Origin of the sequence: Stenotrophomonas sp. NY11291 (assembly GCF_023277365.1) — a bacterium.
GTDB classification, from domain to species: domain Bacteria; phylum Pseudomonadota; class Gammaproteobacteria; order Xanthomonadales; family Xanthomonadaceae; genus Stenotrophomonas; species Stenotrophomonas geniculata.
This window is the reverse complement of record NZ_CP096975.1, coordinates 2,007,398-2,031,544: the sequence shown is the minus strand read 5'-3', so window position 1 is coordinate 2,031,544 and position 24,147 is coordinate 2,007,398. Positions and strand designations below refer to the sequence as shown.

Here is a 24,147-nt window from a genome sequence, read left to right as displayed (position 1 = left end):
AAGGTGCTCACGATGGATGACATGGAACGCTTTCGTATTCGTAACCTAGTGCTGAATGACATTGAGGCTCAGCTGCATGGGGCTGACAGCTTTCAAGTTGCCAGATACAAAATGTTCTTGGCCATCAGGCATCACATTCCGCAGCTCCCGCACGCACCATATTACCCGCCCTTTGGTAGCTTTGAGAGCATCCCAGGTAAAGCCATGGTTCTCGATAACGCCCTGTCGAGAGCCATGAAAGAGATTGCAAACCAGATCAATAGCTTCGGGCAGATGATACGCAGCCTTGAAGCATGGGATCTCGTAATAGAAGACCTAGATTACAAGCAGATTTTTTCCCTCGCGATTGAGCACATTGAGCCGCTTGCCAATCTCGCCATTTCGGCGACACAAGCAATCCGAGGCCAAATGATCTACGCCACGGTCGAGTGTGGCGCACTGATCAACAGCATCATCGGGCAGCCGCTCCGCTGGGACGGTAGCACCCATGTAACCATGAAGGTTGCAAAGTCCGTGGCTGAGAATTGGAAAGGGTGGCCGGAATTGGCAGAGAAGCTGACCCTCCTTGAGGCCCAGGAACTCAACGAGGCAAGCGGACACTTCCGGAACAGCTTTCAGCACGGCGCGCCTCGCCAGCTCGTCATTGGGCTGACGGAGCACACTGAGTGGACCAAGCATGCTGATGGTTCCTTTTCATGGGGAATTGGGACTCAGGATCCCATCAAACTCAAGGAGATCATTCCCCACTTGAAGAAGGCTCACCACGATCTTCTCAGAGCACAAGAAGCAATCATTGAGCTGACAAAAGAGTGGGAGTCTGCGGTCCCCATAGCAGTTGTCTAAACCACCAACTTCAAGGAATGACAGTGGCCCTAGCATCACATGAAGTGACAGTTGCAGTCATGATCGACTGCGATAACGTAGCCCCAGCAATCATCGACTTTGCACTTCTCATGGCCGCTCAAGCCGGTCGTGTGATCCTTCGCCGGGGCTATGGCAACAAAGCTACGCTCAGCAATTCCTGGGAACAAGCGTTGGTCCGTCAGGCGTTCACTCCCTGCCTCCAATACCAATACGCGTCAAAGAAGAATACAGCTGACATTGCGCTTGCTCTTGATGCTCAAGAAGCACTGTTCGACAAGCGTGCCGAGGTCTTTTGCCTGGTCACCAGTGACTCGGACTTTGCGTATCTCAGCCGCAGACTGAGAGAACGCGGCGCTACGGTCTTCATTGTGGGCGAAGCAAAGACACCAGATGCACTGCGCAATTCGTGCGACCGGTTCTTCGAATGGAGCCCTGAACAAGCCACTGCGGAAGCACCGGACGCCGAGACCCCGGAAGCCAAACCTCGGGCCCCTGCCCAGCCCAAGCACGCCGCTGCTTCCACCCCGTCTGCCAAGATCAAGCGTAGGCCACGATTCGTCGTGGAAGCCGTGTCCCTCCTGGCCGCAGGCACGCCCGATGGCCGGGTCAGCGTAAGCTCGCTGAGCCAGTATTTGAAGCGTGCCGACTCTGCCTTTTCGCCCAGTGCATACGGACATTCGGGGCTTGTAGACATGTTGAAGACCTATGACCTGCTCACCCCTCACTTGGAGGAAGGTGGGCATTGGACGGTGAGTCTCGCTGCTGAGCCTGACGCGGAATAGTCACGAGGTAGGAGCACGGGATCGACTTGCAGCAGCATGCCAGCTGCTCCGTAGGCCAACGATGCCTGTGGGGTCGTCGGTCTACACGATGCGGCCACTAGCCGTGAAAGTCGATCACAGGCAGGTCTTGCAGACGCTTGATGCTTTCAACTATTTCTTCTGAAAACTGAAAGAACTTTTCAGGGTCACGGACTCGATAGCAGAGCTCATAGAACATGCCATATGAGATCACGTAGCAAGGGATGCTGCGCTCCACCATCAGCACATTGAGGATCTTCGCGTATTCTTCGCTCTCTCGTTCGAAGACTTCTTTGATGATCGTGATCGCAAAGAGCTGCTTCTGACTGATATCGATTGACTTCTCTTCGCCGTTGAGGATGTAGCGAAGCGTTCCGTTCCCTGCTTTGATGTAACTTTGTGCACCCCGAACCTGTGCCACAGCTTTCTTGAAAGCGGTCATCGCATTGGTTTGCTTCCGACTAAGCTTCTGCTTTGCAATGCGCTCAACGTTCGGACTGTCCTTGGCTTGGATGATGAGCACTCGATCATCTGCCACCACCAAAACGTCACAAATCTCTTCCTTGTCAGTTGTTCGTAGCGGTCCGTGGTAGATCTGGCTTTGGGGAAAGCACATCGCCAAGCACTTGATGATGTCTTCTTCCTGAAAGTTCCCAGGCTCCTCCCTCTCTAACGTGGAGATGCTGTATCCCTTAGCCCCATGGTGTTGATGGAGCGGATACCGAGCATCTTGTATCGCGAGGCTCTCCCCAAACGAGTTGTTGACCAGCTTGACTGTCAGCGCCTCTTCATCGTCCTGGGGGGTTCGAAGGCCGAACCAGTCGCCGACTCCATGCAGCATGTTCTGAGCCTCGACGAAGTCCGACCCAAGCAGTTTCAACCCATCCAGACGCTTCTTGGCGACGGCTGGGACATCAATCTCGGCTTCGTAGACCAAGAACTCTCGTCCATGCTCATCGAAGAAATGGACGTTGACGGAAGGACTCGTCAGCGCCGCCAACAGCTGGCGACTCTCGGCGTCATCGACCAGAGGTGTGCGAATGATAAGTGGTTCGTCTTCGTCGTCGAAGAACGCGAAGACCAAAGCTAGCGTCTCTCGTCCGCCAAGGTCCGCAGGGCACACATACACCTTGAAGAAGCCACTAAGCTTCGCGGCTAGAAGGACCTCCTTCGTCGCTTTGACGATCAAGAAAGGGTTACCGCCATCAGGATCAGGAGCTGCCATCATGCCAATGGGGAAGCTCAAGACCTGGTGGTAAATCTCGGGGTGAAGGACGGTTAGCATCGGGCGAGCTTAACGCCCCGCCCTTTGCCCGTGAAGTAGGAGCTCATCGGTCCGCAACTCCGTGCGGCGCTCAACCTTTAGTCGATTCCAGCCTCAACCTCCTCAATACTGAGCAAAATCACGAATCCGAGGTCCGGATGCTCTTGATAGATGCCGTCGAAGGTTAGTTCAACGAGCCCCGGCCTCGCGCCATGGACAATCAAAGTTGCGATGCTCTGGTCTTGCAATTTCAGGCGATACTGTTTTCCTAGCTCAATTATGTTTTTCATGTAATTTTTTCTCGATTGGTGTTACATGACTTATATAGGGCTAGGTTTTCCGAAGTGTCGCAAATTTAATTTCAAAGACCTAGTTTATTTAACACTTCACGCACGGCCTTTCGGACTCTATGACCGAATGGGCTTCTAGCAGTGGGCCAGCGGATGGTCTTCGAGAGCTTCAAACTATTAGGCGTCTGCTGACGCCTGCAGTCCACGACGATCCCTGGGGGCTTAGCGAAGATGCGATGCCCGTGAGAGGCTGCGACATAGCGCCAAGCTCTCTCATGATCTTCGGCTTCAAGCTGAGTGCCTTGAATCGTCGATAAGTGCTGGAACTCGAAAGCGCTTGGCCAACCACCAGCGATTGACTCGTGTTCCTTTTGCCGCCGGGCCATGTCAACGGTCTGACCGATGTAGACTGCCCCACTTCTAAATTTGAGAGCGTATAGATGACGCTCCCTGGCATGGTATTTCTGATCACGCTTATACCGCACTGGATATCCTGATTTGCTGAGTTAGAACCAGCAAAACAGAAAATGTAGAGTTGGCAATGGCTATGGACGATCAATAGCTGAGATAGATAAGGGTGTGCGTGCGCAAACACGCACACCCCGGGTGAGAGGACAAGGAGAGAAGCCCCTCACACCCATCAGAAGGCATTTTCCACAGGTGTCAAGCGTTATCCGCAAGCGTTACGCATTCACTGCGAAGCGGCGGCGTGTCCACGATGCAAGAATTCCTCGAAACGCGGAGGCGGGAGCGTCCCAAGCTCCTCTACTGTCGCTTTAAGCGAATAAAAGTCAGTGTAAGATTCGTCAGAACGCACAACCAAGCATGCCCCGTTATCAAGCAAGAATTCAATTAAAAATTCCAGGCATGGTCGATCTTCATCTGCGGGGCTACTGTGAAGGTAAAGATCCAACAAATCATGAAGCTCATTGTCGCTCTTGAAGTGGAAGAACTCGGCCTCTTCAAAATTTGCCCCACTTTTCAACAGCAGAGCGACTGCACCAAATTGTTTGTGGGAATACGCCGTATCGACGGGACTGCCAAAGCCAAAATAAATTCCACTCATGTCATTGATGTCAGCGCCATAGTCCAAAAGCAGCTTGATCTGATCAAGATCTCCAGAACAAGCAGCGTTCGTCAAAGGCGTGGGATATTTATGATAGCCGGTATAGCAATCAACGAAAGCACCCTCCTCTAGTGCAACCTTCAACTCTTCGAGCGATCCAGCCGCTATCAACCGTTCACATGCGGCAACGCGCTGCTTTTCTTCGGCCGGAAATTGAGCGATCCACGCGTTGAACTTTGGCATGAGTATTGTCATCAAATGATCATTGGCGTTGATCGTGCCACTTTGGTCATAGTATGAACTCGGGAATTCCCGTATCTTTGCGTTCTTCTTAGCTAACCATCCGAACATTGGAGCTCCTTGAATAAGTGTATGTTCTTATCAAAAGGCTCAGCCCAATAAAGTCAATGTTTGACGATCAAAAAAAGCCCCTTTCCAGAGGCTTCGAATGCAGGACATGGGTAGGTGCAACTACCTTCTTACCGTTGAAGTGCCAAGCTCTGTCCGATCCGCAATCGCTTTGCTTTGCGCCTCCTCTCGATCAAGCCACAAGAGAGCCACGCGATGCTGGGCTTCAAGATGCTTGCGGTAGGCCTCAATGTAAGCGGCCTTTTCTTCATGCAACGCCCAGGGCTTCTCAATTGCCTTCTCCGGCGTAAGGGCAACGACACGGCAACCAGTTCGGAGCGTGTCGGAAAGAAGCTCGTCTGAGACAGAAGTGATCAGGCTGTTGCAAAGAACAACGGGACTACCCGTTTCCCTGTCTTTGAAAACGATAAAGAGGTTTGGGCTGGGACGAAGATCGAGTCCAGCGCTGCCTTCGATTTCCTCTTCGAGCCCGCTCTTTTTCTTCAAGACCGTGGCCCACCATCGCAAGATCTGATCTTTGCGAGCCGTGTGGCTTTTGGACAGGAAGAAAGGATCGTCATACTTCTTCCGGGCTTCTCGCAAAGCACTACTGGTGATTCCAAGGAAGAACGACGTCATTGATAGCGTGAATAGAGCATCACCGCTCATCTCATGAAGCTTCTTGCGCACTGATGCATAGTCCTGGCTTTCTAATAACTCATCGCGCTTATCCTGATCTGCAAAGATCGACTCCAAGGCGTTCTTGAAGCCTTCTTCCTCAGCCTTCTCGTTTGTCATTCTCGGCATATAAAAAAGCCGACATTGCTGCCGGCTTTCCTAGGTTCAATGAGACATCATGACTTGTGCGGGTATGCCGGATATTCGTGATCCGGATTCGCTTTCTTCCACTCCTGGAAGGCAATGGGGGTGCGGCCACGACCGCTCCACTTCTCGCCGGTCGGCAGCTCATATTTGGGCTGCACACTGCCCTTTTCCTGTGACTGCTTACCGCCCTTCTTGGCTCCGCGCACCTTGTCAGACGGGAAGAAAGACTTCAATTCAGCCTTTTGTTCGGCAGTGAAGTGCTGGAAGAACTCAGACATCTTGCCGTGGATGTCTTCAAAGTGCTTTGTTGCCTCGGCAGCGAGCAACTTCTCCTTGTCCTGTTCAAGCTTCGCCAATGCATCGCGAAGCTCTTTTTCTTTCTTCTGAATATCAGCGTAGCTCAGTGCCATCTCTTTTTCCCATGTAATTTGCCCGCTCGGCAATGTTATCTTATATGCATCTTATTTCGCCTGCAACTCCACTGAGCAGACAGCTTATCAACTCAACGAAAAGCTGAGTAATTCGCGCAATGTCGCAATCGCGAAAATTTTCGAAGACATCTCGACACGTCCACCGGCTTTGGCGCGTTGCTACTTTTTGTTACCCACTCGACTTGAAAGAAGATCGAACCAGTGAACTGGCGGAGCATCATCAATCACAGCGCCACTAGAGGGTCGGAAAAGTGCATGCAAAATCAAGATTCGGTCCTCATCCTTGATCACCGACTTTCCTGTTGAATCATCTTTCATGAGCGCCAGAAAAGTCATCACCAACGTTCTGCGCTCACTTGCATCACGCATGAGCGTCAAACTCTCTGAAAGCAATCTCCCGACGATGCGCAATATCCAGACAGCTGCAAAAGCGGGTATCACCAATGGAGCGAGGGCAACAAAGACATTTTTCTTTTCATTGATCGCCGCAAGATAAGGAACACCTTCGACGACAAACAACCAAGCGAAAAGACCCATGACTAGGGCAAACGCAAATCCATAACTCGCTGCCGCTTTGAGCTGAGTTTTCGCTCGTTCTTTCCAATAAGTTGTAGGCGCCCTGAGGCCAAGCTCAGTATCGTAAACTCTTTTCAGTTCGCTCCATTCATCGGATCGAGTGATGGATTCCTTCTCCCACTCCCCTCTGATCCTGGCGTGGTCTTCTCCCCATGACTCATCACGCTGATGTTCACTGATCTCGAAGTCGCTAGTGATTTTTTCAATGAGCTGAGCCTGCTCTTGAATACGAGCTTCGAGCCCCTCGATGAGTTCAGCCTGTTTCCTGTTCAGCCTCTCGCTCGCCTGCCTAACCTCTTCAACTTGGTCGATGTCAGGATCGAAACGACTTGATGAAAGTAAGACTATGCTGCGGAGCCAATTCAGTTGAGGTGGAGCAAAGCCTGACCGCGCCCATTGTCTAGCGAAGTCGGAGCGAAATGCAGCATAAGCCATCCCAAAAGAGCCCGCGCCCCGCCTGGACATCGCTCTCAGCGCCGGGAAATTAAAAGAACTGTGCGTAAAAATCAGCCCCTTTTTAACGGGCGCAAATAAATCAGTGAGCGTTTCATTAAGGTCAGACGACTCAATAAAACGAGCTAGTGATTCAACAAAATTGGAATGCTCAGTGACATACGGCATGGCAATTTTATCGCCCGCGTCAATTTCAAGAGACTCCCAAGCTTGCGTTTCCTTGTCAATCCAATCTTGCAAGTCAGCCTTAGACTCAAACTGAAGGACGTTGTTTTCGCCATAAAGACTTATCTCGATCATCGCTCCCCCTATCGCATTACTTCCATGAATTATTGACCTACCTTTTAGCGGGTCCGCACTTGTCCTTGATCAATTCAAGCCTGACTCGCTCAGCCTTTCCTTTAGCTTCCTCATACCTGAGATCTCTTATCACCGCACCCCACTCCAAATGCAGCGAATTCGCCTCCTCCGATTCGCCCATGGCCCGGAAGACTTCTTCCCAAAATCCGCCTTGGCGAACGAAGGTCAGGCGAGGGCCAATTGACGAGCGTCTTCTCGAAGGCCTCGGTGTAGCAGCCGGCACGACAGGCCCAGGATTCGGCGTTGGGTCCAAGATCTCCGCTAGATCCTCGAGAGGAAGCTGCATGTGTCCGTCGATCTTTCTAGCACCGGGATACCGACCGGACTTCATGCCTTCCCGGACCGTCTGAACTACGCCCCTGGTCCTAGAGCCCTTGAGAACATGCGCCACCTCATCGGGTAGCAGCGCGTATCGCTGTGGGTAGAGCTGTTCAAGCCTTCTAAGAGCCGTCTCTGACATCCAATCATCGCCCCTGTTTGTGTGCTCAAGCATGCCAGCTTGAAGTGCTCCCAGGGAGACCTAATGCTGTGGCAAAACTGTGGCGATAAAAGGGTGTCTGATGATGTTTCTGGGTGTGTTTTGATGCATTCGAGCGTTAACCCCACTCAACGCACCCTTACAATTCAATGGGTTGCAGGATGGTCACGAAAGCCCTCTTCCTTAGGAGGGGGACGCTCTATCCAGCTGAGCTACGGGGCCATTGGCAGCAGGGAAGGATACCGCGTCTGGCTGAATGGACCAAGCGCGGGGCGTTCTGCACAGCGCCCGGACTCGATATGCTGGCCCGCCGCGACCCGTTGTGAACTGGATGTCCGACGTCTGGCGAACCCTCTCCGCCCTCGGCGACAGCCGCTGGCTGCTGCCGATGGCCCTGGTGCTGCTGATCACCCTGCCCCGCGCAGACGCACGCCTGAAATGGCGATGGCTGCTGGCCATCGCCGTCACCGCCGGCGTCACGCTTGCTTCGAAGCTGGCCTTCATGGGCTGGGGGATTGGCATCAAGAGCGTGCACTTCACCGGCTTCTCCGGGCACGCCGCGATGTCCAGCGTCATCTATCCGGTCGTTGGCGCGCTGCTGGCGGGGACCAGCAAGCTCCCCCGGAGAATCGGCCTGGTCATCGGCGTGCTGCTGGCCACCGCCATTGCCTGGTCACGAATCCCGTTGCATGCGCATAGCCTTTCGGAGGTCATTGCCGGGCTGATGCTTGGACTGGGCTGCAGCACGTGGGCAATGCACACCGCGGGCCCCTCGTCTCGTCCTAACGCAGTGGCAGCCGCTGCTGCCGTACTCGCGGGAATGGTCCTGCCCCTCGCCTTGCCCGATGTCCACACGCACCAACTCGTCATCGCGCTGGCAAAGCTCATCTCTGGCAGGGCCGAGATCTTCCAGCATTTCTGAGAACCGCCAACGCGACTGCACAATTTCTTCACGTTCCTTGACAGAGCAAATGAATAGCAGCCAACATAGCGGTGGAAAAATTTCCCTCACGGAGTAGGAGACCCCGTAGATGAAGAAGATGATTGCCGCCCTGGCCCTGCTGGGCCTGTCCTCGCCGGTGTTCGCCCAGGAAGCTCCTGTCGCCGCCGAAACCAGCGCCGAAGTTGCTGGTGCTGAAGCTGCTGGCGCTGCCGCCACCGGCACCCTGACCACCGTCGCTACCGTGGGCCTGGGCATTGCCGCTGCTGGCGTGCTGTACAGCGTTGCTGCGGACAGCAGCAAGGACGACGCGGGCAACAACGGCGGTACCGGCACCACCAACCCGCCGACCGGCACCACCGGTACGACCGGCACCACCGGCACCACCGGCACCAACTGATCGGTCCGCCGAAGCAGTAACCCCGCCCTCGCCGGGCGACGTTCGGCGAGGGCTTTTTCATGCCCGATCGGGCCAGGAACAGATTTCGATGGACTGCAAGCGTTTCGTAGCCACAATGACGGTGGCACTCACCCTGACCGGCTGCATGTGGGCGCCAGGCCAGCATCTTCGCTCGAGCACCTTCGCTCGCGATGATCAGCCCATTGGCAACGACCAGATCGAACTGATTCCGATCACGCCCAAGTTGATCGCCATGGAGCGCGCCACCCGCGACGTCGCGGCGCTGCCCGCTGCCCTGACCCAGTATCAGCCAGGCCCCTACCGCATCGGTGCCGGCGACATTCTCTACATCACCGTCTGGGATCACCCCGAACTGACCGTGCCAGCGGGCCCGCAGCAGCAGCTGAACGCCGCAGGCCGCCTCGTGCAGTCCGACGGAACGCTGTTCTATCCCTACATCGGCAAGATCACCGCAACGGGCAAGACGCCCGGCGAACTGCGCGAAGAGATCTCCACCAAGCTGGCACGCTACATCGAAGCGCCGCAGGTGGACGTCTCCATGTTGACCTATGCCAGCCAGCGCGTCTGGGTCACCGGCGCCTCGCGCCAGGCCGCCACCGTTCCGCTGACGGTAACGCCGCTGACGATGGGCGATGCCATCAGCCAGGCAGGCCTTGACCCGGCACAGGCCGACCTCTCCGGCATTCGCCTAACACGTGATGGCACCACCTACACCATCGATCTCGATCGGCTGGGTCGCAGCGGCGGCGGCGACACCAATGTGTTCCTCAAGTCCGGCGATCACATCTACGTGCCCTATCTCGACCACAAGGAAGTATTCGTGGTTGGCGAGGTCAATCAGCCGGGTGCAATGAACTTCAAGACCGGCGAAATCTCCCTGAGCCAGGCCCTTGGACGTGCGCGCGGCCTGCTGCAGACCACGTCGAATGGCAACGCTGTCTACGTGATCCGCGGCTCGAACGACCTGCAGAGCACTCCGTCGCAGGTGTTCCATCTGGAAGCCAAGTCACCGACCGCATTTGCCGTGGCCAGCCAGTTCGACCTGCAGCCCGGCGATGTCGTGTTCGTCGGCGCCGCTGGCGTGACCCGCTGGAGCCGGTTCGTGAACCAGCTGCTGCCGTTCACCTCCATCATCAGCAACGCCGCCAGCGCGCGCAGCGACCTGGACAAGTAAGGTGGCCCGCACCATGAGCAGGATCGCTCAGGCCGCCACCCGACACGCAAACCGCCAGCGCCCCGTGGCGCTGGCCTTGCTTGTACTCATCACCGCAACCAGTTGCGGCGTGGTGGGCAAGACCAGCGTCAAGTCGGTCCAGATGGCGCTGCAGGGCAAGCCCGACGTGGACCCCACGGCCGCCGAGGTAGCCGCCAATCGATTCCCGCAGATCAAGGTCACCGGTCCGGCAGGCGGCGCCGTCTTGGTGCTTGGCAACATCGACTCCGGGCGCCAGGCCTGGTACAGCTCCGAGCGAAGCATCGTCTTCCTCCGTGATGGTGTCGTCGTCGGAACCCACGGCAGCAGCCCGGAGCTTCAGGACATGACGCTCGAAGGGGACTCCCCCTTCCACGCGCTGCACCGGATAGCAGACGGCACGACCGTGCAACGCCGATACGACGTGATGCCTGATTATCGTTATGGAATGAAGGTCATCGGCACCCTGACCACCCTGGGCAAAGAGAAGGTCCATATCCTGGAGAGCGAACGCGAGCTGCTGCACGTGCGGGAGCAGCTTCAGGGCGAAGGCTGGAAGCGCGACAACCACTACTGGGTCGATCCTGCCAACGGGTTCATCTGGAAGAGCATCCAGGCCATCGCACCCGACACCAGCCTTGAAGTTGTCCAGCTCAAGCCCTACTCGCAGGACCTGCAGAACCGATGACACTGCGACCGATCATCCTTGGGCTGGCACTGGCGCTGGCCACCCATGCGCACGCCTCATCGCCGATTGGCGTCGAAGCGGTCGGCCATGTCCGTAACCCTGGCGCACACACCCTGCCTGCCCGGGCCCGCCTCAGCGCGGCAGCACTCGCAGCAGCACCGGATACAGAAGCCTACATGCCGGGAGCGGCGCTTCTGCGACAACGCTCATTGCTGCCTCAGACCCGCCTCAAGGCCGGCCTGCTCTTCGACCTTGAAACGCTCGCTTCTCAGCAGGACGCCCCGGAGCTTGCCGAAGCAGCCGCTCTACTGGCGCGCGAACTCGGGGATCTACCCGTAACGGGGCGTGAGCCACAGCTGCTTGATCCGCGCCGCCTTGAAGCAAGCATCACGGAAAATCGGCCCGCACTTGAGGGCGACCGCGTTGTCTATCCCGGCCGACCCGATACTGTGCAGGTGACTGGTGCCGTAGCACAACCGTGCAAGCTCGAACATCAGTTCTCGCTTGACGCACGACACTATCGCAGCGCCTGCCCCATCTTGCCAGCGGCGAGCCGGGATGATCTCTACGTCATCCAGCCCGACGGCAAAGTGCAGCAACTCGGCGTGGCCCTGTGGAACCGCAGCACGCCCGTGCACCTTGCTCCTGGGGCGGTGATCTACGTGCCGCTGGACACCGCGAAGATCCGCACGATTGCCCCCGATGTCAACGAGGATGCCGTGCGCTTCCTTGCCACCCAGGTGCTGGATGCACCCGGAGTTTCATACTGATGCGCCATCGTTCCATCCCACTGGCACGCGCCGGTGTTGCCCTTCTCAGCCTGAGCGTCAGTGCTGTATTGCACGCACAAACTGCCCCAGCTCCCACCGCCAGCGATTGGGGCGGCGTTGGCCTGCTGCAGACCCCCACCGCACGCATGGCCGACGACGGCGAGGTGAGCTTCACCGCAAGCCATACCTCGCCCTACAGTCGCTACAACGTGGTGATGCAGCCCCTGCCCTGGGTCGAAGGCGCGTTCCGCTATGTATCGGTAGCGAACCGACGCTATGGCCCGGAATGGCTGAGCGGCAAGCAGAACTACAAGGACAAGTCGATCGACCTGAAGGTCCGGCTGTGGCAGGAAAGCCGATGGGCGCCCGAGCTGTCCGCAGGCTTCCGCGATATCGGCGGTACTGGCCTGTTCTCCAGCGAGTATCTGGTTGCAAGCAAGCGATTCGGGCCCATCGATGCAAGCCTCGGCCTCGCCACCGGCTACATCGGCAATCGAGGCGATTTCTCGAACCCACTTCGGGTGATCAGCGATCGCTTTGAAGAGCGCCCGCGCGCGCAGGGCACTGGCAACTTCAACAGCAAGGGCATGTTCCGCGGTCCCGTCGGCATCTTCGGCGGCATCGCTTACCAGACCCCCTGGGAGCCGCTGCAGCTGAAGCTTGAGTACGACGGCAACGACTACAAGCGCGAACCACAGAACAACAATCAAGCGCAGAAGAGCCCGATCAACCTGGGCGCAAGCTATGCCGTGAATCCCAACGTGCAACTGCACCTAGGCTGGGAACGCGGCGATACAGCCATGTTCGGCATTACCCTGCGCGGCAATGTGGCACGAGCGAAATCCACGCCCAAGCTGCTGGATCCGCCTCCGGTTGCGCGAGCGTCCGCAGCACCCTCTGCGCAATCAATGGATGACATCGATTGGCCCGCCTTGAGCAGAACCCTGGAAGAGAATGCCGGCCTTCGTGTCACGGGCATCAGCCGACGTGGATCGGAAGTCATCGTCAGCGGCGAACAGCGCCGGTTCTACTACCCGGCGCAGGGAGTTGGCCGCGCGGCGCGCATCTTGGATTCCGAACTGCCATCCGATACCACCTGGTTCACGATCGAGAATACCCGCCTGGGCGTACCCGTCGTAGAAAGCAGCATCGAGCGCAGCACCTTCAACAGCTACCTCGACAATCGTACCCCGCTGAGCGAACTGGCCGGCCACATCGAGCAGGCAGCACCTGCGCAGCAGCGCCGTGAGAGCCTTTATGCGGCGCCACTTCGGCGCTACGATGGCGCGTTCAATATTGGGTACCAGCAGCAACTCGGCGGTCCCGATGGCTTCTTCCTGTTCCAGGTCGCAGGCACCTACTCGGCCAATTTCCACTTCACTCGGAATACCTGGCTGAGCGGAACGCTCAGCTACAACGCGTACAACAACTACGACCGCTTCCGCTACGACGCCCCAAGCAACCTGCCCCGGGTCCGCACGAACATCCGTAAGTACTTGACTACGGAAGACCTGACCCTGACCAACCTGCAGTTCACCAGCAATCATCAGCTGGGCAAAGACCTGTATGGCTCGGCCTACGCCGGGCTGTTCGAGGCCATGTACGGCGGTGTGGGAGGTGAGATCCTCTACCGCCCCCTCAATGAGCGCTGGGCCGTGGGTGCCGAGCTGAACTGGGTGAAGCAGCGCGATTTCGATCAACGCTTCAGCTTCCGCGACTACAGCACCACCACCGGCCACGCCAGCTTCTATTATCAGTGGGGCGATGAGCACAAGATCACCAGCATGATCAGCGCCGGTCGCTACCTGGCAAAGGACTGGGGCGCCACGGTCTCGGTCGCTCGCGCCTTCGACAATGGCGTCAACATGGGCGCATACGCCACCAAGACCGATGTTTCATCCAAGGACTTTGGCGAAGGCAGTTTCGATAAGGGCATCTTCATTTCGATCCCCTTCGACTTCCTGCTGCCACGCTCAACCCGCGCGCGTGCAACGTTCGCTTGGAATCCGCTGTATCGGGATGGTGGCGCGCGCCTGAGCCGAAGTTATGCGCTGTACCAGCTGACTTCAGAGCGGGATCCGGACTTCTTCTTCAACAATCTCGACAGAATCGACGACTGACGACGGGCATCCACCCCACTCGACAGAGACCAAGGAAGGGCCGGCTGCCAGCGCAGCCGGCCCTTCTCGTATGCCTGCGCTGACCTGGTGTCCTGCAGCCAAAAGAAAGGGCCGGTTGCACATGCAACCGACCCTTCCTCTCTCCCGGAGGTGAAAGCCCTTCAGCTCACCCCTTGGAGCAATCACTTCTCGCTTGAAGCGTACTCGTAGTAGCCATAGCTGTAATAGCCCGTGGCACGCTTCTCCACCGCATTGAAGATCGCGCCCTTCACCTTCACGCCATTCTGCTCGAAGCGCTTCATCGACAGCTCGATCTCCTTCGGCTGGTTCACGCCGAATCGCGTCACCATCAGGGTAGAGCCGGCGTGGTTGGCCACAATTGCGGCGTCGGTGACCGCAAGAATCGGCGGCGTATCGACGATCACCAGGTCGTATTCCTTGGCCAGGCCCTCCAGCAGCTGCAGGAAGCGCGGGTGCATCAGCAGCTCGGACGGGTTCGGCGGAATATCACCGCGGGTGATGTAATGCATGTTCTCCAGGCCCGGGACGGAATGAATCGCATCCTGCAGCGTCACCTTGCCGGCCAGCACGTCAGACAAGCCCCCGGAATGCGACACGCCCAGCACCTTGTGCAGGGTACCCTTTCGCATATCAACGTCGACGACAAGGACCTTCTGGCCCGCCTGAGCGACGACAGCCGCCAGGTTAGCCGAAATGAAGGTCTTGCCGACACCGGGCCGCGGGCCCGAGATGGCCAGAATGTTGTTCTTGGCCTCAAGCATTGCAAAGTGCAGGCTTGTGCGGAGGCTGCGCAATGCCTCCACCGCCAGGTCGGCGGGCTCGGCAGCGGCCAGAAGGTGGGACCGGCCATCTGCCACCACGCGCTTCTTGCCACCCTTGCCCTTCTGAACCTTCAGAAGATTCCGCGAGTTGCTGAGCGGAATGGCGGCATAGACGGGCAACCCCAGTTCCTCGATCTGCGCCGGATCCTCCACGCCAGGATTGAGCATGCGGAGCAGGAAAACTGCGGCCGTGGACAGGAATGCGCCCAACAGGAACGACACAAGAACAATCAGCGGCTTGCGAGGCTTCACCGGCTTGCTGATATCAACGATCGCATCATCAACGATCCGGACATTGCCAACCGTACCGGCCCGCGCAACATCCAACTGCTGCGCCTGGTTCAACAGCGCGGTGTACAGCTCGTTGCTGACCTGCAGATCGCGGGTATGTCGCAGCAGTTCCTGCTGCGTATCAGGCAGCGCGCTCACTTCACGACGGAAGCCACTCTTGCGTGCCTCAAGCTCGCCGATCTGGTTCAGCATCGCACGGTAGGCCGGATGCTCGCGCGTGAAGCTGCGATCCATCTCCGCCTGCTTCAGGCGCAGCTGCTGGATGCTGGCCTCAACGGCGACCTCCTGCTCGAGCAGACCCTTGGTCTGCATCGTAATGTCGACGGAATTCGAACGGGACTGGTAAGCCGCCATTGCCGCCTGCGCGTCCTCCACCTGCTTGCGCACGGTTGGGAGCTGATCCTTCACGAAGGCAAGCTGCGTCGCGGCCTCGGCAGAGCCGCGGTCGACGTTCTGCCGGACGTAGGCTTCAGCAATGTTCTGCACCAGCGCCTGCGCACGATCCGCATCGGTGTCTTCATAGCTGACGCGAAGGATGCCCGAGTCCTTGCCCTGTTCGGACGCGCGGATGTCTTCCTGCAGCCCGGCGATGACATCGAGGCGACGCTGCTTGGTCAGCGTGAAGCGCATGCCCGGATTGGCATTCAGGCTCGCGACTTCAATCTTGATCCCGCGCGCCTCGGCGGGCATGCCGACCTTGCCGGCAAGAATGGTTTCGCCCTCGTCATCAAGCAGCGAGTACTCCCCAGCCTTGTCACCTGCAACAAGCATCATCGGCTCGTCGAGCAGCCGTGCCGGAACATCCAGGCGATGGATCTTCAGTTCATCGCCGCCCCAGCCATAGCTGGAAAGCCCCAGAACCGGAGCCGCCACTTCCCCCTCGGTCTCACCCGAGAAACGACGTGCAATCAGCCCTCCCACCAATGGGAAACGCCGGGGCTCGATGACCGTCTCAAGCTGCATCTTGTCGACCGCGGTACCGACGATCGTGCGCGAGGTCAGCAGCGCAACCTCAGTGGTGGACGCGGTACTGCCGCCGCCGCCAAGAGAGGTCAGATCTGCAAGACCCGGAATGGTCGGCATCTTCGACTCAACCTGCACCGTGGCCTCTGCCCGATACACCGGCGGCGTCAGGATCGCGTAGGCGGCGCCAACCATCGCAAACAGGAAGGTTGTTCCCAGGATCCACCACTTGCGGTCAATCAGAACGCCCAGCAGATCCCGCAGATCAATCTCGTCGTCTTCGCGGGTGGGCCGCGCACTGGTTTCCTTGGTCATAGCTTCCGTTTCGTGAAAAAACCGCACCAGTGCGGCAATTACTTGATGTGGCTGGCCCAGCGGGCAACGCCCTGCTCGATCAAACCGTAAACGTGTTCGAACGCGATCCTCTGCTGGCGGTAGGGGTCGGGGATCTCCACCCTTCCATCCCAATGCCCCAGCAGGAATGTCTTGCCGCTTACCTGAGGAACCTCGCGGGCGATTCGCGCCACGTGGGACTGCTCCATCACCAGCACCAGATCAGCCGCCGCCAGCACGGATGGCGTCGCCAGACGCCCTCGATGCGCGCTCGGATCATGCCCCTTCTCCCGAAGCAGCTCTCCCGCGGTCTCATCTATCGGCCGACCGACCAATGCCTGAAGCCCTGCGGAAGAGACATCTACCCCTGTGCGATCCCTGAGTTGGTGCCGCATGAGCACTTCTGCGGTCGGGCTTCGACAGATGTTTCCGATGCAGACCAACAGCACCTTGTTGAACATGGGCCAATCCTCTGGCGGGGCGACGTGAGGTGCATAACGTCAGCCACCAACGCTTCGCATACGAAAGTTAGCCAAGCAGCATACCTGACATGAGGGTGTAACTGAACCCAGCCCTACCAGGCCGATGGGGCGGCGCCCCTAGCCCTACCCCCGGAAATCCGGACGCAGGTCACGCCTTGGTGAAGGTTCTGTTATCATCCTGTGATCGATTGTAACAGCTAACGGGTTGGACTGACGGCCGGATCGGCGCCGCCAGCCGGCCGGACAGCGAGGCGATTGCTGGATGCACGGATCCTCTACAAGGAAGAAATCGACATGTCTTACATGCCTGCACGGCACCACACTGGGCTCTGGAACGCTTCAGGAAACAGGTTTGCTCCTGCGCTCAGCCTAGCTCTGCGGGTCGGAGACCCGATTGTTCTGGTGGTAGCCGCGCTGGCCGCCTACGCGATGAGATTCGGCGATCTGCACATGCCGATGAACTATGCCCGCTTGGTCTCCATCACCGTTCTCTTCGCACTTCTCGTCCTTGGATCCTCATCATTGTACGAGAGCTGGCGTGGGCGCGGGCTGCTCGCAGAGTTCGGCAAGGTCCTGATGAAGCTCGCCGTGATTTTCGGCGGCCTTCTCGCCTACTCGACCGCGATCCAGGTAACCGATGAGCTTTCACGCATATGGCTTGCCTCGTGGTTTGGCATGAGCCTGGCGGGCGTAATCGCACTCCGCATTGGCGTTCGCGGCATCGCCGGCTGGATCCGGGCCCGGGGCGCAGACTTGCGGAGCGCCGTCATCGTGGGCGCCACGACCGATTCGCAGCACATCGTCAGCTCCCTGAGGTCGGCATCCTGGGCAGGAATTGAGGTGCGCGGCTGGTTCGGAACCCCGTCTGACCGCGGCAGCGTGCAGCATGCAAGCAAGCTGGGGGAACTGGATGGGCTCGGCGCGTACGTGGAGGCCAATCATATCGACCAGGTGTGGATTGCCCTGCCGATGCGCGACGAAGACAACATCGCGATTGCCCTGAATCAGTTGCAGCATTCCACTGCCGATATCAAGTTCGTGCCTGACATGTTCGGGCTGCACCTGCTGAACCACTCCGTCGAGCAGGTCGCGGGCCTTCCCGTCACCAATCTTCAGCAGACCCCCCTTCAGGGCGGCGCCCGCCTGATCAAGGCCCTGGAAGACCGTATCCTTGCCGGCCTCATCCTGCTCATGATCTCACCGATCATGCTCGCGATTGCGGTGGCGGTGAAGCTGAGCTCCCCAGGCCCGATCTTCTATCGGCAGGAGCGGATGAGCTGGAACAACAAGACGTTCTGGATGCTGAAGTTCCGCTCGATGCCGGTCGACGCTGAAGGCGCGTCTGGCGCAGTGTGGGCGAAAGCGGGCGAGAATCGCGCTACCCGCGTGGGCAGCTTCCTTCGCAAGACCAGCCTGGACGAACTACCACAGTTCATCAACGTCCTGCTGGGCGACATGTCGATCGTTGGACCGCGGCCGGAGCGGCCGGTGTTCGTGCACAAGTTCAAGCACGAGATTCCGTCCTACATGAAAAAACACATGGTGAAGGCGGGCATCACCGGCTGGGCACAGGTCAACGGTTGGCGAGGTTCGACCGATCTTCACAAGCGCATCGAATGTGACCTTTTCTACATTGAGAACTGGTCGCTTGCGTTTGATCTGAAGATCGTTCTCATGACTATGTTCAAGGGATTCGTGCACAAGAACGCATACTGAGAAACCTGTCACGCCGGACCTACCGACTGAGTTAGCACACATGACGGTGTGTTACAGCGCGAGTTCTTTCGATGTTCCGGCATGCCTGCCAACGTCCCTTTATTGCCCGACATGCTTATTACCCTGCTCATCCTGTTCACAGCCGCCTGCGTTCTGGCAGTGATCTACCCCTACCTCATCTACCCCGCAGTGCTGGCTGCCTGGAAGGTTCGGCCCGTTCGCCAGGGACCACCGGATTGCGGAGATGGCGCTGACTTCACCCTGCTGTTCTGCGCCTACAACGAAGCATCCGCCATGCCACAGAAGCTGGCCAATCTAAGGGAACTGCGCAAGCAGTACCCCGCGATGCAGTTCATGGCTTTCGACGATGGCTCCGCCGATGGAACCGCCGACCTGATCGAGCAGGGTGCGCCGTTCGTCAAGTTGGTGCGCGGCGGCGGCAGGAACGGGAAGGCGCACGGGATGAAGCTGATGGCCGGCCGGGCAACGTCCCGCTACCTCATCTTTACTGACGCCAATGTGCTACTGGATCTTCAGGCACCGCACGCGCTCTTCGCATGCTATGCCGACGAGGAGGTTGGCGGCATCTGCGGCGCCCTGCATTATCTTGGCGCAGATGGATCGGCAACTGCGGCCGTGGGCGGCCTTTATTGGCGGCTGGAAGAGAAGATCAAGGACCTTGAGTCCCGGAGCGGCAGCGTGATGGGCGCAGATGGCTCCATCTTCTCAATCCGCACGGCGCTGTATCCGAGCTTTCCCGATACCGTGCTCGACGATTTCACGGTCTCAATGGAAGTTGTCTTCAAGGGCTTGCGGTTGATCAAGTGCAACGATGTCGTTGCCTATGAGCAACTGGTTTCGGTGCGCGCCGACGAGTTTGCGCGCAAAGTGCGCATTTCCGCGCGCGCGTTTCATACCCACACCGTACTGACCTCAAGGCGTCGCAATCTGAAGTTCGGCAACCGATTCCGCTACTTCTCGCACAAGACGCTGCGCTGGTTCGGCGGGGCCTTCCTGCTGGCGGGCACAGCGGCAGGCGTGGCAACCCTCAGCCTGATCTCGCCCGTGCTTGGAATGGTGAGCGTGCTCGCACTCATCGCCGTGGCTATCGCAGGCACGAAGACGACCAGGGGGCCTCTCTCCTCACTTGTGGAGGTCGTGCTCGCCATGCTGGCCACGCTGCAGGGGGTGGCGCGTGCAATACGAGGTCAGACGTTCGCAGTGTGGAATCCGGCGAAATCACGTTGAAAGCCGGACGCGTGCCAGACGGAAAGATGGCGATGGTGCGAGAATTCCACGCCTGGGAGCTGCGTAGACGCGGGCTGCCGCACGGAAGCAACACAGCTGCACACGATTTGTCGAGAATTTTCCAGGAGAAAGCATGAAAGCAGTCATCCTCGCGGGAGGATTGGGAACGCGTCTGGCCGAAGAGACGGCCGTGCGACCAAAGCCGATGGTCGAGATCGGCGGCCATCCGATCCTCTGGCATATCATGAAGATCTACTCGGCACATGGCATCAACGAGTTCATCGTTTGCTTAGGGTACAAGGGCTACTACGTGAAGGAATTCTTCGCGAACTATGCCCTCCACAACTCCTCGATCACGGTCGACATTGCCAACCGCTCACTTGAATTCAAGGGCGATTCGCAACTTCCACCCTGGAAAGTTCACCTCGTGGATACCGGTACAGAATCGATGACCGGCGGCCGACTCCGCCGCGTTCGCGACTACCTCGACAAGGATGAGCCGTTCTGCATGACATACGGTGATGGCGTTGCCGACATCGACATCACCTCTCTACTGGAGTTCCACAACGCCCATGGCAGGGACGCCACGCTGACGTCGGTACGCCCTGCGGGCCGCTTTGGTGCCACTGTCATCCGAGACGGAAAGGTCACAGAGTTCACCGAGAAACCGGCCGGTGATGGTGCGCAGATCAACGGCGGGTTCTTCGTACTGCACCCCCGCGTCATCGACCGGATCGCGAGTGACAGCACGATATGGGAACGCGAGCCGCTGGAAGGATTAGCACGCGACAGCCAGCTGGCCGCCTTCGAACACAAGGGTTTCTGGCAGCCCATGGACACGCTCCGGGACAAGCAGTCCCTGGAAGCGCTTTGGGACGCCGGCAAGGCCCCATGGAAGATCTGGGACTAAGCATATGCCGAACCGTGATTTTTGGAGCAAGCAACGCGTATTCCTCACCGGGCACACGGGCTTCAAGGGCAGTTGGACTGCGCTCTGGCTGGCCCGCATGGGCGCGCAGGTACACGGCTACTCGTTGGCGCCCGAAACCACCCCTAGTCTTCATGACCTGATCGGCAACGCCACGGGCATGACCTCCACCATCGGCGACATCCGCGACCCTCTCGCAGTCCAGCAAGCGGTGGATACCTGCGACCCGACCGTGGCGATCCATATGGCGGCTCAGCCCCTGGTGCGTCGCTCCTATCGGGAGCCAACAGAAACTTATGACGTTAATGTCATGGGTACGCTGCACGTGCTGAATGCGCTTCGCCGCGCACCTCATCTGCGCGCGATCCTCGTCGTCACCACGGACAAGGTCTATATGAACGACGACTCGGGCCGTCCGTTCATTGAAACCGATCCACTGGGTGGTCACGACCCGTACTCCAGCTCCAAGGCGGCGTGTGAGGAACTGGTTTCCTGCTACCGGCAGAGCTACTTCGAAGAAGCCGGGATCCGTCTGGCCACTGCGCGTGCCGGCAACGTGGTAGGTGGCGGTGACTGGTCAGAGGATCGCCTGATCCCCGACATCTGGCGGGCCATGCTCGCCGGCCAGCCAGTTACCTTGCGCAACCCCGGCAGCACCCGGCCATGGCAGCATGTCCTGGACCCGGTGTCCGGCTACCTGGATTATGCCGAGGCACTGGCATCGGACTCTGCCGCGTTGCTCCCCAATGCGCTGAACCTTGCGCCCGCGACAGATTCGCCCATGAATGTTCAGGCGGTCACTGAGACGCTCGGAAAGGCACTTGGCATGCACGAGACATGGCGCCTGGACGAAAGTGACAATCCGGCCGAAATGAAGATGTTGACCCTGGACGCCTCGTTGGCAACCCGTGTGCTCGGCTGGCATCCGCGCCTGACCGGGCGCCAAGCCGTCGAATGGTCTGCCGATTGGTACATCCGGCAACACCAAGGGCAGGATGCGACCACCCTAACCCTTGCCCAGATCGCTGAATACGAAGGGCTGGCGACGCACTGAGCGCGCGCCCGGAAAGGAAATGACACCATGAAGTTCACCCCCGCCCCACTGGATGGCGTGTACCTGATCGATCTGGAGCCCCGCAGCGATGATCGCGGCTTCTTCTCGCGCCTCTTCTGTCAGGACGAGTTCGCCGCGCATGGATTGGAGACGAACTTTCTGCAGTTCAACACCTCGTTCACCCGGGCGCGCCACACCTTGCGCGGTCTCCACTATCAGCTCGGCGAGTCTGCCGAGGTGAAAGTCGTTAAATGCACGGCCGGCAGCCTGTACGACGTCGTGCTTGATCTACGCCCGGACTCGCCCAGCTTCGGCAAATGGTTCGGCGCAGAACTAAGCGCTGAGAACCGCCGGATGATGTATGTGCCTCGCGGCTGCGCCCACGGCTTCATGTCCCTCACCGACGATGTTGAAATGCTCTATTTCGTCAGTGCGGCATACAACGGCCAGAACGAGCGCTGCGTCCGCTGGAACGACCCACGTTTCTGTGTGGAGTTCCCGCAAACACCGCTCTCGATCTCCGAGAAGGACGCAACCGCCCCGGACTTCGACCCGGCATGGCACCTGAACACTGCCGTCACCAACACCCCATTCCCGCGGAGCTGAAATGCGCGTTCTGCTCACCGGCGCCAGCGGCCTGATCGGACAGGCCCTGCACAAGAATCTCTCCCGGGACAACGAGGTAGTCACCCTCGGCCGCAGCGCAAGCGCGGACGTACGCCTCGACCTGGCTGACGTAGACGGACTGAACTCAGTGGCCCTGCCACCGGCGGATGCCCTGGTCCACTGCGCCGGCATCGTCGACGAAGACTTCCGCGACGATCCCGTCCGTGCCGCCAGAATGGCAATGTTCGGGGCTGGCGCCCTCGCGCGCCAGGCCGTCGCTGCGGGCGCCACACGTCTTGCCTACATTTCCTCGGCCCACGTGTACGGTCCGATGCTGGGCCACATGGACGAGCGCTCACCGCCTAATCCGGTATCGGACTATGCGATCTCGCACTACGCCACCGAACAGGTCTTCCGACGGTACGCACAGGGCCCAGTGACTGCTGCCGCATTCCGGCCATGCGCCGTGTTCGGCACCCTGGGTGATCCCGACGCATTTCGTCGATGGACGCTGATCCCCTTCTCCTTCCCTCGCGAAGCGGTGATGGATCGTCGCATCGTCATCCGCTCGACCGGGCAGCAGCGACGCAACTTCGTGGGAACCAACGACATCGCGGACAGCGTACGACACTGGCTGGATGCCTCATCTTCGGCCTGGCAGGTGATCAACCCTGTCGGCGGAACCTCCTGCACGGTATTCGAATTCGCCCAGCGGTGCGCTGCCATCTCCGATGAACTGGTCGCAGGCACCTGCATCGTCGAGCGTCAGCAGCCGAATGGACCGCAGACCGGGGACGACTTCGAGTACGCTTCCATCCTGCAACCAGCCACGGCTCGTCAGTCCATTGACGAATTCGCCCGTGGATTGATGAGCCAGCTGCTGCTCAAGGCCACGCCATGACGCCGCGCCTGACCATCGGCCTTATCATCTACAACGGCGTGGACATTGCACGCCGCTGTATCGACAGCCTGATCTCGCAGACTTACACAGACTTCCTCCTGCTGATTCATGACAATGGGTCGACCGACGGCACCAGCGAAATCTGCGCCGAGTACGCCGCACGTGACCCTCGCGTGCGACACGTGCGACACCCGCAGACCATTCCGCAAAGCGATAACTTCCGCGGCGTGCTGATGTCTGCGGACAGCGAGTACTACATGTGGGCAGCGGATGACGATATCTGGTCGCCGCAGTTCGCCGAGCTGTGCATCGCCCAGCTCGACGCCAACCCCGATGCGGTGGCGTGCTGCACCGAGGTGAACTTCCGTTACCCCGATGGCGATGTTCGCCGTGCACGCGGTACGTTTCCCATCGTCGGCACGCCCGATGAGCGCGTGCGCACCTACCTGCACAATCCGCGCGACAGCGCCCGGCTTTACGGCGTGTACCGCACCAAGGCTCTCCAGGCCAGCTATCCCGCCGGATTGAACATGTTTGGCTATGACTGGCTGGTGGTATGCCTGAGCATGCTTCACGGCCACCACTTGCAGGTTGACGGCGTGCAGCTGCTCCGCAGCGGACATGCCCCCGGGAAGTACTTCGAGCGGTACGACCGTCATTTCGTCCGCGATACGGGCCTGGTCGGACGCCTATCCTGGTTCCTTCCGCTATTGCCTCTTTCGCAGGCCCTGAAGGCCCACCTTCCCCGCAGCGCATGGAGGGCTTCACGACTTCGTGTTGCGCGACTCAATCTGATCCAGCTTCTACTGTTGTTGAAATGGAAATGGAAGGGAGCTAGCAGCCTGTTCGCACTTGCCAAGGCAGTGGACAAGGCGCTCCAGGGTAGCCGGTAATGGC

At 58.8% G+C, this 24,147-nt stretch carries 23 protein-coding genes; 15 read left to right on the top strand and 8 right to left on the bottom strand.

Annotation, left to right across the window (positions count from 1 at the left end):
• Nucleotides 1-12: 12 nt before the first annotated feature.
• Together M1L61_RS09550 and M1L61_RS09545 are read left to right on the top strand one after the other, a co-directional pair.
• Nucleotides 13-843, top strand: coding sequence for a hypothetical protein (locus M1L61_RS09550; RefSeq protein ID WP_161771351.1), 831 nt, complete (start codon nt 13-15; stop codon nt 841-843).
• Between the two features lie 59 nt (nt 844-902).
• Nucleotides 903-1,646 (top strand): NYN domain-containing protein, encoded by a 744-nt coding sequence (locus tag M1L61_RS09545; protein ID WP_217497379.1) that lies wholly within the window; start codon nt 903-905, stop codon nt 1,644-1,646.
• Nucleotides 1,647-1,743: 97 nt separating this feature from the next.
• On the opposite strand, the gene M1L61_RS09540 is transcribed toward M1L61_RS09545, so the two are convergent.
• The 6 genes from M1L61_RS09540 to M1L61_RS09515 all read right to left on the bottom strand — a co-directional run bounded on the left by M1L61_RS09540 (nt 1,744) and on the right by M1L61_RS09515 (nt 7,217).
• On the bottom strand, nt 1,744-2,949 hold the full coding sequence (locus M1L61_RS09540; RefSeq protein ID WP_138927568.1) for a hypothetical protein: 1,206 nt from the start codon (nt 2,947-2,949) through the stop codon (nt 1,744-1,746).
• A 77-nt stretch (nt 2,950-3,026) separates the two neighbouring features.
• Entirely contained in the window at nt 3,027-3,218 is a 192-nt protein-coding gene (locus M1L61_RS09535; RefSeq protein WP_138927569.1) for a hypothetical protein, read from the bottom strand.
• A gap of 691 nt (nt 3,219-3,909) precedes the next feature.
• A complete protein-coding gene (locus tag M1L61_RS09530; protein WP_161771355.1) occupies nt 3,910-4,635 on the bottom strand; it encodes a hypothetical protein in 726 nt (241 codons plus the stop codon).
• Between the two features lie 120 nt (nt 4,636-4,755).
• A complete protein-coding gene (locus tag M1L61_RS09525) occupies nt 4,756-5,430 on the bottom strand; it encodes a hypothetical protein (protein ID WP_180872409.1) in 675 nt (224 codons plus the stop codon).
• Between the two features lie 56 nt (nt 5,431-5,486).
• Complete coding sequence (locus M1L61_RS09520; protein WP_248854647.1) at nt 5,487-5,867, bottom strand: H-NS family nucleoid-associated regulatory protein; 381 nt, start codon at nt 5,865-5,867, stop codon at nt 5,487-5,489.
• Between the two features lie 180 nt (nt 5,868-6,047).
• A complete protein-coding gene (locus tag M1L61_RS09515) occupies nt 6,048-7,217 on the bottom strand; it encodes a DUF6161 domain-containing protein (RefSeq protein WP_138927572.1) in 1,170 nt (389 codons plus the stop codon).
• 869 nt (nt 7,218-8,086) lie between these two features.
• On the opposite strand from M1L61_RS09515, the gene M1L61_RS09510 reads away from it, so the two are divergent.
• The 6 genes from M1L61_RS09510 (at nt 8,087) to M1L61_RS09485 (ending at nt 13,886) form a co-directional block, all read left to right on the top strand.
• Nucleotides 8,087-8,677 carry a phosphatase PAP2 family protein gene (locus tag M1L61_RS09510; protein WP_010484750.1) on the top strand — a complete coding sequence of 197 codons (591 nt, stop codon included), beginning with the start codon at nt 8,087-8,089 and terminating at the stop codon, nt 8,675-8,677.
• A 109-nt stretch (nt 8,678-8,786) separates the two neighbouring features.
• Nucleotides 8,787-9,095 (top strand): hypothetical protein, encoded by a 309-nt coding sequence (locus M1L61_RS09505; protein ID WP_010484749.1) that lies wholly within the window; start codon nt 8,787-8,789, stop codon nt 9,093-9,095.
• A gap of 88 nt (nt 9,096-9,183) precedes the next feature.
• Entirely contained in the window at nt 9,184-10,290 is a 1,107-nt protein-coding gene (locus M1L61_RS09500; protein WP_010484747.1) for a polysaccharide biosynthesis/export family protein, read from the top strand.
• Nucleotides 10,291-10,303: 13 nt separating this feature from the next.
• Nucleotides 10,304-10,996: a YjbF family lipoprotein gene (locus M1L61_RS09495; RefSeq protein WP_010484744.1), complete on the top strand. Its 693-nt coding sequence runs from the start codon at nt 10,304-10,306 to the stop codon at nt 10,994-10,996.
• Complete coding sequence (locus M1L61_RS09490) at nt 10,993-11,766, top strand: capsule biosynthesis GfcC family protein (RefSeq protein ID WP_248854646.1); 774 nt, start codon at nt 10,993-10,995, stop codon at nt 11,764-11,766. Before M1L61_RS09495 ends, M1L61_RS09490 begins: the two co-directional genes overlap by 4 nt.
• Nucleotides 11,766-13,886 carry a YjbH domain-containing protein gene (locus M1L61_RS09485; RefSeq protein ID WP_248854645.1) on the top strand — a complete coding sequence of 707 codons (2,121 nt, stop codon included), beginning with the start codon at nt 11,766-11,768 and terminating at the stop codon, nt 13,884-13,886. The genes M1L61_RS09490 and M1L61_RS09485 overlap by 1 nt, the downstream gene beginning before the upstream one ends.
• Before the next feature lie 182 nt (nt 13,887-14,068).
• Here M1L61_RS09485 and M1L61_RS09480 read toward each other — a convergent pair whose 3' ends face one another.
• Together M1L61_RS09480 and M1L61_RS09475 are read right to left on the bottom strand one after the other, a co-directional pair.
• Nucleotides 14,069-16,297: a polysaccharide biosynthesis tyrosine autokinase gene (locus M1L61_RS09480; protein ID WP_248854644.1), complete on the bottom strand. Its 2,229-nt coding sequence runs from the start codon at nt 16,295-16,297 to the stop codon at nt 14,069-14,071.
• Nucleotides 16,298-16,335: 38 nt separating this feature from the next.
• Complete coding sequence (locus M1L61_RS09475; protein ID WP_010484736.1) at nt 16,336-16,776, bottom strand: low molecular weight protein-tyrosine-phosphatase; 441 nt, start codon at nt 16,774-16,776, stop codon at nt 16,336-16,338.
• 315 nt (nt 16,777-17,091) lie between these two features.
• Here M1L61_RS09475 and M1L61_RS09470 point away from each other — a divergent pair, with 315 nt between their 5' ends.
• From M1L61_RS09470 to M1L61_RS09440, 7 genes are all read left to right on the top strand, one after another.
• Complete coding sequence (locus M1L61_RS09470; RefSeq protein WP_248854643.1) at nt 17,092-18,513, top strand: undecaprenyl-phosphate glucose phosphotransferase; 1,422 nt, start codon at nt 17,092-17,094, stop codon at nt 18,511-18,513.
• Between the two features lie 81 nt (nt 18,514-18,594).
• A complete protein-coding gene (locus tag M1L61_RS09465; protein ID WP_248854642.1) occupies nt 18,595-19,761 on the top strand; it encodes a glycosyltransferase in 1,167 nt (388 codons plus the stop codon).
• 133 nt (nt 19,762-19,894) lie between these two features.
• Nucleotides 19,895-20,671, top strand: a complete 777-nt coding sequence (rfbF, locus tag M1L61_RS09460; protein WP_248854641.1) for a glucose-1-phosphate cytidylyltransferase — start codon at nt 19,895-19,897, stop codon at nt 20,669-20,671.
• Between the two features lie 4 nt (nt 20,672-20,675).
• Nucleotides 20,676-21,743: a CDP-glucose 4,6-dehydratase gene (gene rfbG, locus M1L61_RS09455; RefSeq protein ID WP_248854640.1), complete on the top strand. Its 1,068-nt coding sequence runs from the start codon at nt 20,676-20,678 to the stop codon at nt 21,741-21,743.
• A 27-nt stretch (nt 21,744-21,770) separates the two neighbouring features.
• Complete coding sequence (gene rfbC, locus M1L61_RS09450) at nt 21,771-22,349, top strand: dTDP-4-dehydrorhamnose 3,5-epimerase (RefSeq protein WP_248854639.1); 579 nt, start codon at nt 21,771-21,773, stop codon at nt 22,347-22,349.
• 1 nt (nt 22,350) lies between these two features.
• The gene (locus tag M1L61_RS09445) at nt 22,351-23,250 is read left to right on the top strand and encodes an NAD(P)-dependent oxidoreductase (RefSeq protein WP_248854638.1); all 900 of its coding nucleotides are present in this window, start codon (nt 22,351-22,353) and stop codon (nt 23,248-23,250) included.
• The gene (locus tag M1L61_RS09440; protein WP_248854637.1) at nt 23,247-24,143 is read left to right on the top strand and encodes a glycosyltransferase family A protein; all 897 of its coding nucleotides are present in this window, start codon (nt 23,247-23,249) and stop codon (nt 24,141-24,143) included. Before M1L61_RS09445 ends, M1L61_RS09440 begins: the two co-directional genes overlap by 4 nt.
• Nucleotides 24,144-24,147: the final 4 nt, after the last annotated feature.